The sequence below is a fragment of the Planosporangium mesophilum genome, assembly GCF_016863255.1.
GTDB lineage: Bacteria > Actinomycetota > Actinomycetes > Mycobacteriales > Micromonosporaceae > Planosporangium > Planosporangium mesophilum.
Genome location: NZ_BOON01000050.1, coordinates 24,620 through 37,503, shown reverse-complemented (window position 1 = coordinate 37,503; position 12,884 = coordinate 24,620). Strand labels below are relative to the sequence as shown.

Sequence of the window (12,884 nt, the reverse complement as noted above, 5' to 3'; positions counted from 1 at the left end):
AAGACAGCCGAAGGCCGTCATGGTGGACTGCTCACCATGACGGCCTTCGTACGAGTAGGGCAGAAAGACTAGCGGCGGGAGCCGGCGTCGACCGGCTCCTCGGGGCCGACGAAGGCCTCGCTGCGGGCTTCGCCGTCCTCGCTGCCGCCGAACACCCGCGCGTCGTCCGGGACGTTCCCGTTCGTGCCGACCCCGTCCGCGATCCGGGAATGCTCCCACCTCCACGGCCGCGTGACCCGGCTGTCCGCCAGTTCGGCGCGCGTGCGGGGCAGGGCGGTCGGCCGGTTTTCGCGCACCCAGGCGATCATGTGCTCACGGACCATGCAGCGCAGGTCCCACAGCTTTCCGGAGTCGGCGGCGCTCACCAGGGCCCGCAGCCGCACCGTCCCCTTGACCGCGTCGGTCACCTGGAGCACGCAGACCCGCCCGTCCCACAGGTCGGTGCCCTCGACCATGCGGCGCATCTCCTCCCGGAGGTCCTGTACCGGCACCGACCAGTCGACGTCGAACTCGGCCGTACCGAGGACGGCGGACTGCGTACGGGTCCAGTTCTGGAAGGGCTTGGTCGTGAAGTAGGAGGTGGGCAGGATCAGCCGGCGGTCGTCCCAGATGTGTACGACCACGTAGCTGAGCGTCAGCTCCTCGATCCGGCCCCATTCGCCCTCGACCACGACGACGTCGTCGATCCGGACGGCGCCGCTGAACGCCAGTTGCACCCCGGCGACCACGTTGCCCAGGACGCTCTGGGCGGCCAGGGCGGCTACCGCGCCGATGACGCCGGCAGACGCCAGTACGGTCGTCCCGATCGCGCGCACGCTGGGGAAGGTCATGAGCATGACGCCCAGGGCGATGATCGCGACCACCGCGACGGTGACCCGGCGCAGCATGACGATCTGGGTACGGATCCGACGCGCCTCCCGGTTGTCCGGCGTATCGATCCGGAACCGGGTGAGCGCCGTGTCCTGGAGCACCAGCAGCAGGGAGGCGACCAGCCAGCCGGTCGCGGCGATCAGGACCAGCGCGAGGAGGTGCAGCAGGTTCTGGCGCCAGGGCCGACCCGCGGCGTGCGCGGTGGCCGGCTGGATCGCCACCTGCACGGCGAGGACGGTGACGACCATCTGTAACGGCCGGTGGGAGTGCTCGGTCAGCGCGGTGAGTAGGACCGAGCGTCTACCGAGCCGTCGAACGGCTCGATGTACCACCTCCACCACGCCGAGCGCGATCACCACCGCGGCAACCGTGGCGATGATCGCCCAGATGACGCCCCGCAAAGGTCTTACCTCCTCTGGTAGCCAGAAGTCCGGTCGCATCCGTGTACCCGTCGGCGGCCGGCCCCAAAACCATACATAAGGTGCGGCAATCGATTTTCTGTCGGTGCCCGCGCCTACCGTCAGCAGCCATGGAGGCATCCTGCGGACCCACGTCCTGCGGCCGGCGTGGCACTTCGTCCTGCCCGCGGACATCCGGTGGATGTTGGAGCTCACCGCGTCCCGGAGCTACGCGCTGAGTGCCTACCACTACCGTCAGCGCGGCCCCGGGGCAGTGGAAACGGACCGTCGGCGACGACCGCGTGACCATCGAGGCGACCCTCTCCGCGCCGCTCGACCAGGAGACCCTGCGGGCGGCCGCGGACCGCTACGGCGAGTTCCTCGGCCTGCCCGCCACGGTCACAGCGGTGGTGGGCCGGACCGCACCACAGGCGGTGGGGTAGCCAGGTCGGCGTCGACGCGGCGGCGCCGGGCGACCTCGCCGAGGGCGACCGAGGCGGCGACCGAGGCGTTGAGCGACTCGATGTCGGACGCCATCGGGATGTTCACCCGCAGGTCGCAGGTCTCCCCGACGAGCCGGGACAGCCCGCGCCCCTCGGAGCCGACGACCACCACGAGCGGTTCGACGGCCACCTCGAGGTTGTACAGTTCGACCTCGCCGTCGGCGTCCAGCCCCACGACGGTGTAGCCCTGGTCCTGGCAGGTCTTCAGCGCCCGGGTCAGGTTGGTCACCTGGGCCACCGGGATCCGGGCGGCCGCGCCGGCGCTGGTACGCCACGCGGTCGCGGTCATGCCCGCGGCCCGGCGCTCGGGGAAGAACACGCCGTGCGCGCCGAACGCGGCGGCCGACCGCACGATCGCGCCCAGGTTGCGCGGGTCGGTCACCCCGTCGAGCGCCACCAGCAGCGGCGCCACCTTCTCGGACGCGGCGGCGACCAGGTCGTCGAACGACTCGTACGCGAACGACGGCACCTGGAGCCCGATGCCCTGGTGCAGCACCCCGCCGGTCATCCGGTCCAACTCGGCGCGGCTCACCTCGAGGATCGGGATGCCCCGGTCGGCCGCCGTCCGGACGGCCTCGTTGATCCGGTCGTCGACGTCGAGGCCCTGCGCGACGTAGAGCGCCATCGCGGGTACGTGCGTACGCAGCGCCTCCAGCACCGGGTTGCGCCCGACGAGCAGTTCGGGGGCGTCCTTCGGCGTCGCGGCCTTCCGTCCGGGCGCGACGCGGGGGCCCGCCTTGCCGCCGCCCTTCTTCGCGGCGGGGGCGCCCTTCTTGCCGGGCGTACCGATCTTCGGGGCCCGCCCCTCGGCGGCCGCCTTGCGCCGCTCCTTCTCCTGCTTCCAGGCGGTGCGCTCGGGCAGCGGCTCGTCGCCCGAGTACGCCTTGTGCCACGGCCGTTCGGACGCGGGCAGCGTGCGCCCGCGCCCGGCCAGGCTCTGCCGGCCCTTACCCCCCGAGCCGACCGTCGGGCCCTTGCGAGGCGTGGAACGCCGACCACGGCGCTGTGAATTACCGGCCATCAGGCACCATCCGAAAGAGTCCAACGCGGGCCGGCGGGAGTGTCCTCCACCACGACTCCGGCCTGCTTGAGCTGGTCGCGGACGGCATCGGCCGCGGCCCAGTCCTTGCGTGCGCGGGCGGCTGCCCGCTGTTCGAGCGCCAACGCGACGAGCGAGTCGACCACTCCGGTCAGCTCCGCCGCCGCCTCGGTCGTCCACTGAGGATCGAGCGGGTCGAGGCCCAGGACCCCGAGCATCGCCTGTACCCGGGACAGGATCGACGCCACCGCGGCGTCGTCGCCGGACGCCAGGGCGGCGTTGCCCTCGCGTACCGTGTCGTGCACCACGGCGAGGGCCCGCGGCGTGTTGAGATCGTCGTTCATCGCCTCGACGAACTCCGCCGGCAGGTCACCGGGCTCGCCTACGCCGACCCGCTCGGCGGCGCGCTGCACGAAGCCTTCGACGCGGCGGTACCCGACGGCCGCCTCCTGGAGCGCCTCGTCGGAGTAGTCGATCGCGGAGCGGTAGTGCGGCGCGGTGATGTAGTAGCGCAGCTCGACCGGCCGGACCCCCTTGGCCACCAGCGCCTCGACGTTGAGCACGTTCCCCAGCGACTTGGCCATCTTCGTGCCACCGAGGTTGAGCAGGGCGACGTGCATCCAGTGGCCGGCGAAGCCGAACCCTGCCGCGCGCGACTGCGCGATCTCGTTCTCGTGGTGCGGGAAGATCAGGTCCAGCCCGCCGCCGTGGAGGTCGAACTCCTCGCCGAGGTACCGCCAGCACATGGCCGAGCACTCGATGTGCCAGCCGGGGCGGCCGGGGCCCCACGGCGAGGGCCAGGACGCCTCGGCCGGCTCGCCCGGCTTGGCGCCCTTCCACAGCGCGAAGTCGCGCGGGTCGCGCTTGCCGCGCGCCGGGGCGTCGTCGGCCGGCTCCATCGCGTCGACCCGCTGGCCCGACAGGGCGCCGTAGGCCGGGTACGAGCGGACGTCGAAGTACACGTCGCCGCTGCCGTCCTCGGCCGCGTACGCGTGACCCTTGTCGATCAACCGCTTGATCAGCTCATGCATCTCCGGGATGTGCCCGGTGGCGCGCGGCTCATAGGTGGGCGGCAGTACGCCGAGCGTCGCGTAGTCGCGGGCGAGCCGGCGCTCGTTGGCGTAGGCGATCGCCCAGAACGGCTCACCGGCTTCGACGGACTTCACGAGGATCTTGTCATCGATGTCGGTGACGTTGCGGATGAACCGGACGTCGTATCCGGCGTGCGTCAGCCAGCGGCGCAGCACGTCGTAGTTGACGCCACCGCGAAGGTGGCCGATGTGCGGCCCGCCCTGCAGGGTGAGGCCACACAGGTAGATCCCGACCTGACCGGGGGTCCGCGGGACGAAGTCCCGCACCGTGCGGGTCGCGGTGTCGTACAGCCTCAACGTCACATTGCCAGGGTAGCCGCCGAGGGGGTCGCCGCCGTTGCCCCCACTGCCTACAGAGTGAAATGGGACCGCGCGACACCGGTTGTTACGCGTACATTTCTGCGCGTGGCAATGGAGACGGCGCAGACCCTCGATCGGGGGCTTCGCCTGCTGCATCTGGTCGCGGAGGCCCCCGGCGGCCTGACCGTGACCGAGGCAGCGGCCCGGCTCGGGGTGGGTCGCGCCGTCGTCTACCGGCTCGCGACGACGCTCGGCGCGCACGGCATGATCCGGCGCGACGGCGCCGGCCGGCTGCGGCTGGGCGCCGGCGTGCTCCACCTCGCGCGACGGGCGCAGCCCCTCGTCGCCGACGCCGCCCTGCCGGCACTGCGGCGCCTCGCCGAGAAGGTCGGCGCAACGGCCCACCTGACGGTCGCCGAGGGCGCCGAAGGGTTCGCGCTGGCGGTGGTCGAGCCGAGCTGGACGCAGTTCCACGTCGCGTACCGCACCGGCTCCCGGCACCCGCTGGAACTGGGCGCGGCCGGGCAGGCGATCCTGGCCGGTCGCGACGGCGACTACGGGTACGTGACGAGCGCCGGCCAGCTGCAGACCGGCGCGTACGGGGTGGCCGCCGCCGTGCCGGGCGTCGACGGGCTGGAGGCCAGCGTCGGCGTGGTCGCGCTGTCGGCGCTGAACGCCGACGTGATCGGCCCGCAGGTCGTGGCGGCCGCGTCGGCCGTGTCCAAGGCCCTGTCCTAGGCGGGCGGCCGGGTCACCGCTCCGACCTGGGTCGGGTCATCGCCAGCACGTCCAGCGTCCGGTCGAGATCGGATTCGCTGATCTTGCCGTCCTCGACGTGACCCCGCTCGATCACGACCTGCCGGATCGTCTTGTTCTCCTTGAGTGCCTGCTTGGCGATCGAGGCCGCCTCGTCGTACCCGAGGTACCGGTTGAGCGGCGTGACGATCGAGGGCGAGCTCTCCGCGTACTGCCGGGCGATCTCCTCGTTGGCGGTCAGCCCGGCGACCGTCCGGTCGGCCAGCAGCCGGCTGACGTTGGTCAGCAGCCGGATCGACTCCAGCAGGTTGCGGGCGATCACCGGCAGCATGACGTTGAGCTCGAAGTCGCCCTGCGAGCCGGCGAACGCGACGGCGGCGTCGTTGCCGTACACCTGCGCGCAGACCTGGCGGACCGCCTCCGGTACGACCGGGTTGACCTTGCCCGGCATGATCGACGATCCCGGCTGCAGGTCGGGCAGGGCCAGCTCGCGCAGGCCGGCGCGGGGGCCCGAACCCATCCACCGGATGTCGTTCGCGATCTTGTACAGACCGGCCGCGATCGTGCGCAGCTGGCCCGACGCCTCGACGAGGGCGTCCCGCGCGCCCTGCGCCTCGAAGTGGTTGCGCGCCTCGGTCAGCGGCAGCCCGGTCTCGTGGGCCAGCCGCTCGATGACCAGCCGGGCGAAGCCGGGCGGGGTGTTGATGCCGGTACCGACCGCGGTCCCGCCCAGCGGCAGTTCCGCGACGCGGCCCAGGCTCGCCCGCAGCCGCTCGATGCCGTAGCGCACCTGCGCCGCGTACCCGGAGAACTCCTGCCCGAGGGTGACCGGCGTGGCGTCCATCAGGTGGGTACGGCCTGCCTTGACCACGGACGCGAAATCCTCGGCCTTGCTCTCCAGCGCCTCCGCCAGGTGGTCCAGCGCCGGGATCAGGTCGACCGAGATCGCCTCGGTCGCCGCCAGGTGTACCGAGGACGGGAAGACGTCGTTGGACGACTGGGAGGCGTTGACGTGGTCGTTGGGGTGCACGGTGACCGCCAGGCGGTTGACCGCGAGCGACGCGAGCACCTCGTTCATGTTCATGTTCGACGAGGTACCGGAGCCGGTCTGGAACACGTCCACCGGGAACTGGTCGTCGTGGCGGCCGCCGGCCACCGCCTCGGCGGCGCCGACGATCGCGTCAGCGATCTTGCGGTCGAGCACCCCCAGCTCGGCGTTGACCGCCGCCGCCGCGGCCTTGATCTGGGCCAGGGCCCGGATGTGCCGGCGCTCCAGGCGCCCGCCGGAGATCGGGAAGTTCTCCACCGCCCGCTGGGTCTGCGCCCGGTACAGCGCGTGAGCGGGGACGCGTACCTCACCCATCGTGTCGCGTTCGACGCGGTACTCCACCATGTCCCCTATCGTGCCCAGCGGCGCGGTCGATGAATCCACACGTCCCTCTCATGATCAGGAAGTTTTCCCCGTGCCCTGACCCGGAAAGAACTCCGTGATCATGAGAGGACGCGCGGCCCGGCGGCCGGCGCCCAGGTCTGCCAGCCGGCGCTCGACGTCGGCGCGCTCGGGTACGCCCAGCTCGGTGAAGAGCGCCAGCGCGATCTCCCAGTGCTCGCGGGCCCGTACCGGGTCCGTGCCCTCCCACGCGGCGCCGAGACCGTCGTGCGCCCGGGCCCGCTCGTACCGGTCGACGACGTCCTCGGTCCGCGCCAGCGCCAGGCCATGCAGCTCGCGGGCCTCGGCGGTCGCCCCCGCGGCGGTGAGGGTGGTAGCCAGGTCGTTGAGGACCTGGCACTCGCCGGCGAGGTCGCCGACGGCCCGCATCTCCGCCAACGCCTGCCGCTGGACCGCGATGGCCTCGGCCTGGCGGCCCAGACCGCGGTAGGCGCTGCCGAGGTCGGAGAGGGTTTCGGCGCTGCCGTACCGGTTGCCCTGCTCCGACTTGAGCTGCACGGCGCGCTTGAGCAGCGCCACCGCGACCGTCAGATGACCGAGCCGGAGGTGTACCACGCCGAGATCGCCCAGGGCGAGCCCCTCGCCGTACCGGCTTCCGGTCCGGCGGCTTGCGGCGAGGTCCTGCCGGTGCTGCTCCAGTGCCTCCTCGTACCGGCCGAGCACCATGTAGACGCTGCCGAGGTTGGCCAGCGGCCGGGAGGGCAGGTCCGGGCCGACCTCCCCGGCCAGCGCCAGCTGTTGCTGGATGTGCTCCACCGCCTCGGCGTACCGCCCCAGCCTGCGGTAGACCGAGGCGAGGTTGCCGAGCGTACTCGCCTGCCCGAGCTTGTCATCCAGGCGCCGGCGCGCCTCCAGCGCCTGCTGGAGATGGGTCACCACGTCGGCCCAGCGGCCTTGGCGGAAGTACCCGGAGGCGACGTAGTTGTGCGCGCTGGCGATCGCCGCCTCGTCGTCGAGCTGGCGGGCCGCGGCCAGCGCCAGCTCGTAGGTCTCGATCAGCTCGGCGGTGTAACCGTGCCGCCACAGGTACACCCACAGGGCCCGGGCGAGCTTGCAGACAACGCGCGACCGGCCCAGCTCGGCCGCGACCCGGATGCACGTCACCACGTTGGCCAGCTCGTGCTCCAGCCAGGCCAACGCCTCCGCCTGGTCGGCAAGCTCCAGTACCCGGCGCGTGCCGTCGGGAGGGTCGAGGCCCTCCCGCAGGTGTGCGGATTCGAGGAACGCGGTGGCCTCCGCCGTCGCGTACAGGTAGTGGTCGAGCATCCGCGTGGTCACGTCGTGGCGCTCGGCCGCCAGGTCGTCGGCGGCCGACAGCTCCCGGGCGTACTCGTGAAGCAGGTCGTGGAGGCGGTACCGGTGCGCCGTGGGCGCCTCGACCAGGTGGGCGTCGACGAGGTCCTCGAGGACGTCCTGCGCGGCGTCGGGGTCGATGTGGGCCAGCGCCGCGACGGCGCGTGCGTCGAACGAGTTCGGCGGATGCAGACCGAGCAGCCGGAACACCCGCCGGCCGGTCTCGTCGAGGTGCTGGTACGACAGCGCGAACGCCGCCGAGACGGTACGGCCCTCGACGGCCAGCTCGGCCAGCGGGATCCTGGTCCGTCGCAGCCTGTCGGCCAGGTCCGCGGCGGTCCAGGACCGGCGGTGCACCAACCGGGCCGCGGCCAGTCGCAGCGCCAGCGGCAGGTACCCGCACAGCCGCGCGACCTGGGCAGCGGCAGCCGGGTTCGCCTCCACCCGGTCGCCGGCGACGCGGACGAGCAGCCGCATCGCCTCCACCGGGTCCAGGACGTCGAGGGAGAAGTGGTGCACGCCGTCCAGGCCCGACAGCCGGCGCCGGCTGGTCACCAGCGCCAGCGCCCGGGCCCCACCCGGCAGCAGCGGCAGGACCTGCGCGGAGTCCGCGGCGTTGTCGAGGACCACCAGCGCGCGCCGGCTGGCCAGCTCCGTACGCCACACCGTCATGCGCTCGTCGAGCCGTTCCGGGATCCCCTCGGCGGGGATGCCGAGCTGCCGCAGCAGGACGTCCAGCGCGGCGACCGGGGCGGTCGGCGCCCGGTCCGAATGGCCGTGCAGGTCGATGTAGAGCTGCGCGTCCGGGTAGCGCTCGGCGACCAGGTGCGCCACGTGTACCGCGAGGCTGGTCTTGCCGGTGCCCGCCATGCCGTCGATGACCTGGATGACGGGGGTGGCCGGGCCGTCGGACGGGTCGGCCGGCACCAGCGACAGCAGCCGGGCGATCCACTCGTCACGGCCGGTGAAGTCGACGACGTCGCGCGGTAGGCCGTGCCGGGGGGCCGGTCTCGCCGCCGGACCGGGCTGCTCCCGCGGCGCGCCGAGCAGGTCCGGATCGCGGTTGAGGATGCGCCGGTGCAGCTCCTCCAGGTGCGGGCCGGGCTCCAGGCCCAGCTCCTCGGCGAGGGCCTCGCGGCCCTGCCGGTAGACGGCGAGGGCGTCGGCCTGCCGCCCCGCCCGGTACAGCGCGATCATGAGCTGACCCCGCAGCCGCTCCCGTACCGGGAACCGCTCGACCAGGTCGGTCAGCTCGCCCAGCAACTCCTGCGCCAGGCCGAGTCGCAGCTCGAGGTCGACGCAGTCCTCCACGGCCGTCGAGTGCTGCTCCTCCAGGCCGGAGGCGCCGATCTCGACCTGACGGCTGCCGATACCGGCCAGGGCCGGCCCCCGCCACAGCGCGAGCGCGGCCCGCAACTGGGCTCTGGCCTCCTCCAACCGGCCGGCCGCCGCTGCCTCCCGGCCTTCGGCCACCCGCCGGGCGAAGACGAGGGAGTCGAGGTCGTCCGCGTCGACGCGGACCACGTATCCGGCCGGGTCGGTGGCGATGACCTTGTCTTCGATGCCCTTCTCGCGCAGGGCCCGGCGCAGTCGGGAGACGCAGCTGTGTACCTGGGCCCGCATGGTCGAGGGAGGAGCCGAGCCCCACACCGCGTCGGCCAGCCGCTCGACGGGTACGACCTCGTTCGGGTACAGCAGTAGGACCGCCAGCACGGTCCGCTCACGGCCGGCCGCCAGCGTCGTATCCGTCTCACCCACCCGGATCCGCAGTGGACCCAGGATGCCAAAACGCATGCCTTCTCCTGCCCGGCGATCGCGGTTAGAAGACTACTGTGGACGGTCGAGGGTACCCATGTGGAACGGTTGCCATTAATCAATTTCGTACCGGCGTAACCGGCACTGTCGTCATCTTTACTGTTGTGCGGGGTTGCTGGTAGCGCGATGAGAGCAAGACGACAGCGCGGTACGGCACGATGTCCGTGATGAGCTGAGCGGCTGGCTTCGCGCGTCAGCGAACCGGGGAGGTTGCCAGCCTGCTCGCCGTCGCCGTGATCCGGCGCAGTGGCGGGTGCCGGATCACCCGAATGGCGGGTGGTGCCGGCGATTCCCTCCCAAGGCGCCGGCACCACCCCTCAGAGGGCTTTGCGACAACCCTCAGCGCTTGCCGATCGTCAGCACGGGCTGGCTGGTCTCGGCGAAGAAGTCGTTGCCCTTGTCGTCGACCACGATGAAGGCGGGGAAGTCGACCACCTCGATCTTCCAGATCGCCTCCATGCCCAGCTCCGGGTACTCCAGCACCTCGACGTGCTTGATGCAGTCCTGCGCGAGGCGCGCGGCCGGGCCACCGATCGAGCCGAGGTAGAAGCCGCCGTACCGCTGGCACGCGTCGGTCACCTGCTTCGAGCGGTTGCCCTTGGCCAGCATGACCATCGAGCCGCCCGCGGCCTGGAACTTCTCCACGTACGCGTCCATCCGCCCAGCCGTGGTCGGCCCGAAGGAGCCGGAGGCGTACCCGTCCGGGGTCTTGGCCGGCCCGGCGTAGTAGACGGCGTGGTCGCGCAGGTAGTCGGGCATCGGCTCGCCCGCGTCGAGCCGCTCGGCGATCTTGGCGTGGGCGATGTCCCGGGCGACCACGAGCGGGCCGGTCAGTGACAGCCGGGTCTTGACCGGGTACTTCGCCAGCTCCGCCCGGATCTCGGACATCGGCCGGTTGAGGTCGACCTGCACCACCTCACCGGACGTGTCGGCCTCGGTCACGTCGGGCAGGAACCGCGCGGGGTCCTTCTCGAGCCGCTCCAGCCAGACGCCGTCCGCGGTGATCTTGCCGAGCGCCTGCCGGTCGGCCGAGCAGGAGACCGCGATCGCCACCGGGCAGGACGCACCGTGGCGGGGCAGCCGGACCACGCGGACGTCGTGGCAGAAGTACCGGCCGCCGAACTGGGCACCGATGCCGAAGTTGCGGGTCAACTCCAGCACCTCGGCCTCGAGCTCGATGTCGCGGAAGCCGTGCGCGGTCATGTCGCCGCTGGTGGGCAGGTTGTCGAGGTACTTCGCCGAGGCGTACTTCGCGGTCTTGAGCGCGTACTCGGCGCTGGTACCGCCGATCACGATCGCCAGGTGGTACGGGGGACAGGCGGCCGTGCCGATCAGGCGCAGCTTCTCCTCCAGGAACTGCATCATCCGCTTCGGGTTCAGCAGCGCCTTGGTCTCCTGGTACAGGTAGCTCTTGTTCGCCGAGCCGCCGCCCTTGGCCATGAAGAGGAACTTGTACGCCTCATCGCCCTCGGCGTAGAGCTCGATCTGCGCCGGCAGGTTGGAGCCGGTGTTCTTCTCGTCCCACATGGTGAGCGGCGCGAGCTGCGAGTACCGCAGGTTCAGGCGGGTGTACGCGGCGTGGACGCCCCGCGCGATCGCCTCCTCGTCGCGTCCGTCGGTGAGCACGAACCGGCCGCGCTTGCCCATCACGATCGCGGTGCCGGTGTCCTGGCACATCGGCAGCACGCCGCCGGCCGCGATGTTCGCGTTGCGCAGCAGGTCGAGCGCGACGAACCGGTCGTTCGGCGACGCCGCCGGGTCGTCGATGATCGATCGGAGCTGCGTCAGGTGCGCCGGCCGCAGGTAGTGCGCGATGTCGTGCATCGCCTCATCGGTGAGCCGCGTGAGCACCTCCGGCTCGACCGTCAGGAACCGGCGGCCACCCGGGCCGTCGATCAGGTTGACGCCGTCGGTGCTGACCAGGCGGTACTCGGTCGTATCCGGGCCGAGGGGAAGCAGGGGCGCGTATGCGAACTCGGGCATGAGCGCGAGCGTAACGCCGCTGCCGCCCCGTCCCGTCACGACTTCGGACAAGTTGTGGTCTCGAGGCGTGTCGAAGACCACAACCACGTGATGATCATGGGTCGGCCCTGAACTTCAGCAGCCCCACCGTCCGGCCCCGGGCAAGGATCAGACCGTTCGGACCGGCACCGAGTACCGACGCCTGGCTCTCCACCTCGGCCAGGGCCGCTCCCCCGCTCCGCCCGTACGCGACGAGCCGGCCCGAGGCGGGATCGGTGACGACCACCGCGTACGGGGTGAGCGCCACGTCCCCCGGCGCCGGCTTCGCCCACCTCGTACCGCCGCCGTCCAGGCCGACCAGCGCGATCGAGTCACCCGACCGCACCACGGCGTCGCGGTCGTCGACAACGACCACCGACTCCCCCGGCGCCCCGGCCCACAGTTCCCGGCCGTCGGTGGTGGACAGGATGACGGGTCGGTTGTCGCCGCGGGTGGCCACCAGTACGCGCTGCGCCCCGGCCGGGTCGCGGCGCTGGTCGCAGCCGGCGCCCGAAACGGTGCCCAGGTCGTACCCCTCCCGCCGCCACAGCTGGCGTCCGCTGGCCGCGTCCCGCCCCTCGACCGTGTACCGGCAGTGCCCCTCGGTGCGCGCCGTCGACGACCGGATGATCCGTCCACCGACCACGGCGACCCGGGTGGTGGCGCTGGACGCCTCGTCGCGTGGCCGGCCGCCGTTCGCGGTGTTCACGACCGTGATCCGGCCGTCCACCGGCAGCCCCAGCAGCGGCGGCAGGTTCCCGGTCGACGGGTGGGCCCCGGCCAGCAGCCGCGCGCCGGCCGGCAGGCCGACCGTCCAGCCCGTACGCCCGTCGGCGATCGACCGCGACGAGAGGGCGCAGTCCCGGCCGGCCGGGCAGGCCAGCGAGAGCAGCGCGTCGCGGTACGTCCAGACCCCCAGCCCGGCATCGCGCCAGCGCACCGCGCCGGACACCGGGTCGACCACGTCGTACCCGCTGTCGCGCCCCTTGCCGACGACGACCATCGCGCTCGCGCCGTCGCCGGCCACCGCGGTCCAGGGCGCCGCCCGGGTCCAGAGCACCCGGCCGTCGCGCGCGTCCCGCACCTCGGCCCCGGTACGGGTACCGAACACCACGGCCTGGCCGGCCACCGTCACCGAGGTCGGCTGGTCGTCCAGGCGCTGGGTCCAGGCGGTCTGCGGGTCGGACAGCGACCGGAACCGGCCGAGCGCGTCCGTGAAGCCCTTGCCGATCCCCGGCAGCGGATTCTGCCCGGTGACGATCAGGTACGTGAGGACGAGCGCGACCACGCCGACGAACGCGAGCACGGATCGCGCCCCGCTGACCACTCGTGACTGAGCCACGGGTCGAATCTCACGTACGTCGATCT

The 12,884-nt window shown here is 72.2% G+C and carries 9 protein-coding genes; 2 read left to right on the top strand and 7 right to left on the bottom strand.

Annotated elements, in window-relative coordinates:
• Positions 1-68: 68 nt before the first annotated feature.
• Positions 69-1,271, bottom strand: a complete 1,203-nt coding sequence (locus Pme01_RS24515; protein ID WP_239088438.1) for a mechanosensitive ion channel family protein — start codon at positions 1,269-1,271, stop codon at positions 69-71.
• A 236-nt stretch (positions 1,272-1,507) separates the two neighbouring features.
• Between Pme01_RS24515 and Pme01_RS24510 the strand changes: the two genes are divergently transcribed.
• The gene (locus Pme01_RS24510; RefSeq protein WP_168115136.1) at positions 1,508-1,711 is read left to right on the top strand and encodes a hypothetical protein; all 204 of its coding nucleotides are present in this window, start codon (positions 1,508-1,510) and stop codon (positions 1,709-1,711) included.
• Here the strand turns inward: Pme01_RS24510 and rlmB are convergent.
• Both rlmB and cysS read right to left on the bottom strand, forming a co-directional pair.
• Positions 1,668-2,792 (bottom strand): 23S rRNA (guanosine(2251)-2'-O)-methyltransferase RlmB, encoded by a 1,125-nt coding sequence (gene rlmB / locus Pme01_RS24505; protein WP_168115135.1) that lies wholly within the window; start codon positions 2,790-2,792, stop codon positions 1,668-1,670. The two genes, Pme01_RS24510 and rlmB, sit on opposite strands and share 44 nt — an antisense overlap.
• Positions 2,792-4,204 carry a cysteine--tRNA ligase gene (cysS, locus tag Pme01_RS24500; RefSeq protein WP_168115134.1) on the bottom strand — a complete coding sequence of 471 codons (1,413 nt, stop codon included), beginning with the start codon at positions 4,202-4,204 and terminating at the stop codon, positions 2,792-2,794. The genes rlmB and cysS overlap by 1 nt, the downstream gene beginning before the upstream one ends.
• 108 nt (positions 4,205-4,312) lie before the next feature.
• On the opposite strand from cysS, the gene Pme01_RS24495 reads away from it, so the two are divergent.
• Positions 4,313-4,939 (top strand): IclR family transcriptional regulator, encoded by a 627-nt coding sequence (locus Pme01_RS24495; protein WP_168115279.1) that lies wholly within the window; start codon positions 4,313-4,315, stop codon positions 4,937-4,939.
• 13 nt (positions 4,940-4,952) lie between these two features.
• Here the strand turns inward: Pme01_RS24495 and Pme01_RS24490 are convergent, their stop codons facing one another.
• The 4 genes from Pme01_RS24490 to Pme01_RS24475 form a co-directional block, all read right to left on the bottom strand.
• Positions 4,953-6,350, bottom strand: a complete 1,398-nt coding sequence (locus Pme01_RS24490) for a class II fumarate hydratase (protein ID WP_168115133.1) — start codon at positions 6,348-6,350, stop codon at positions 4,953-4,955.
• A gap of 54 nt (positions 6,351-6,404) precedes the next feature.
• Positions 6,405-9,494 carry an AfsR/SARP family transcriptional regulator gene (locus Pme01_RS24485; protein WP_168115132.1) on the bottom strand — a complete coding sequence of 1,030 codons (3,090 nt, stop codon included), beginning with the start codon at positions 9,492-9,494 and terminating at the stop codon, positions 6,405-6,407.
• Between the two features lie 360 nt (positions 9,495-9,854).
• Complete coding sequence (locus Pme01_RS24480; RefSeq protein ID WP_168115131.1) at positions 9,855-11,498, bottom strand: fumarate hydratase; 1,644 nt, start codon at positions 11,496-11,498, stop codon at positions 9,855-9,857.
• 94 nt (positions 11,499-11,592) lie between these two features.
• Complete coding sequence (locus Pme01_RS24475) at positions 11,593-12,858, bottom strand: PQQ-binding-like beta-propeller repeat protein (protein ID WP_168115130.1); 1,266 nt, start codon at positions 12,856-12,858, stop codon at positions 11,593-11,595.
• Positions 12,859-12,884 lie beyond the last annotated feature (26 nt).

What these genes read in the sequence shown, in the direction of transcription:
- rlmB (WP_168115135.1), bottom strand. Translation starts at nt 2,792, where the DNA reads ATGGCCGGTAATTCACAGCGCCGTGGTCGGCGTTCCACGCCTCGCAAG.
- Pme01_RS24495 (WP_168115279.1), top strand. Translation starts at nt 4,313, where the DNA reads ATGGAGACGGCGCAGACCCTCGATCGGGGGCTTCGCCTGCTGCATCTG.
- Pme01_RS24480 (WP_168115131.1), bottom strand. Translation starts at nt 11,498, where the DNA reads ATGCCCGAGTTCGCATACGCGCCCCTGCTTCCCCTCGGCCCGGATACG.
- Pme01_RS24485 (WP_168115132.1), bottom strand. Translation starts at nt 9,494, where the DNA reads ATGCGTTTTGGCATCCTGGGTCCACTGCGGATCCGGGTGGGTGAGACG.
- Pme01_RS24490 (WP_168115133.1), bottom strand. Translation starts at nt 6,350, where the DNA reads ATGGTGGAGTACCGCGTCGAACGCGACACGATGGGTGAGGTACGCGTC.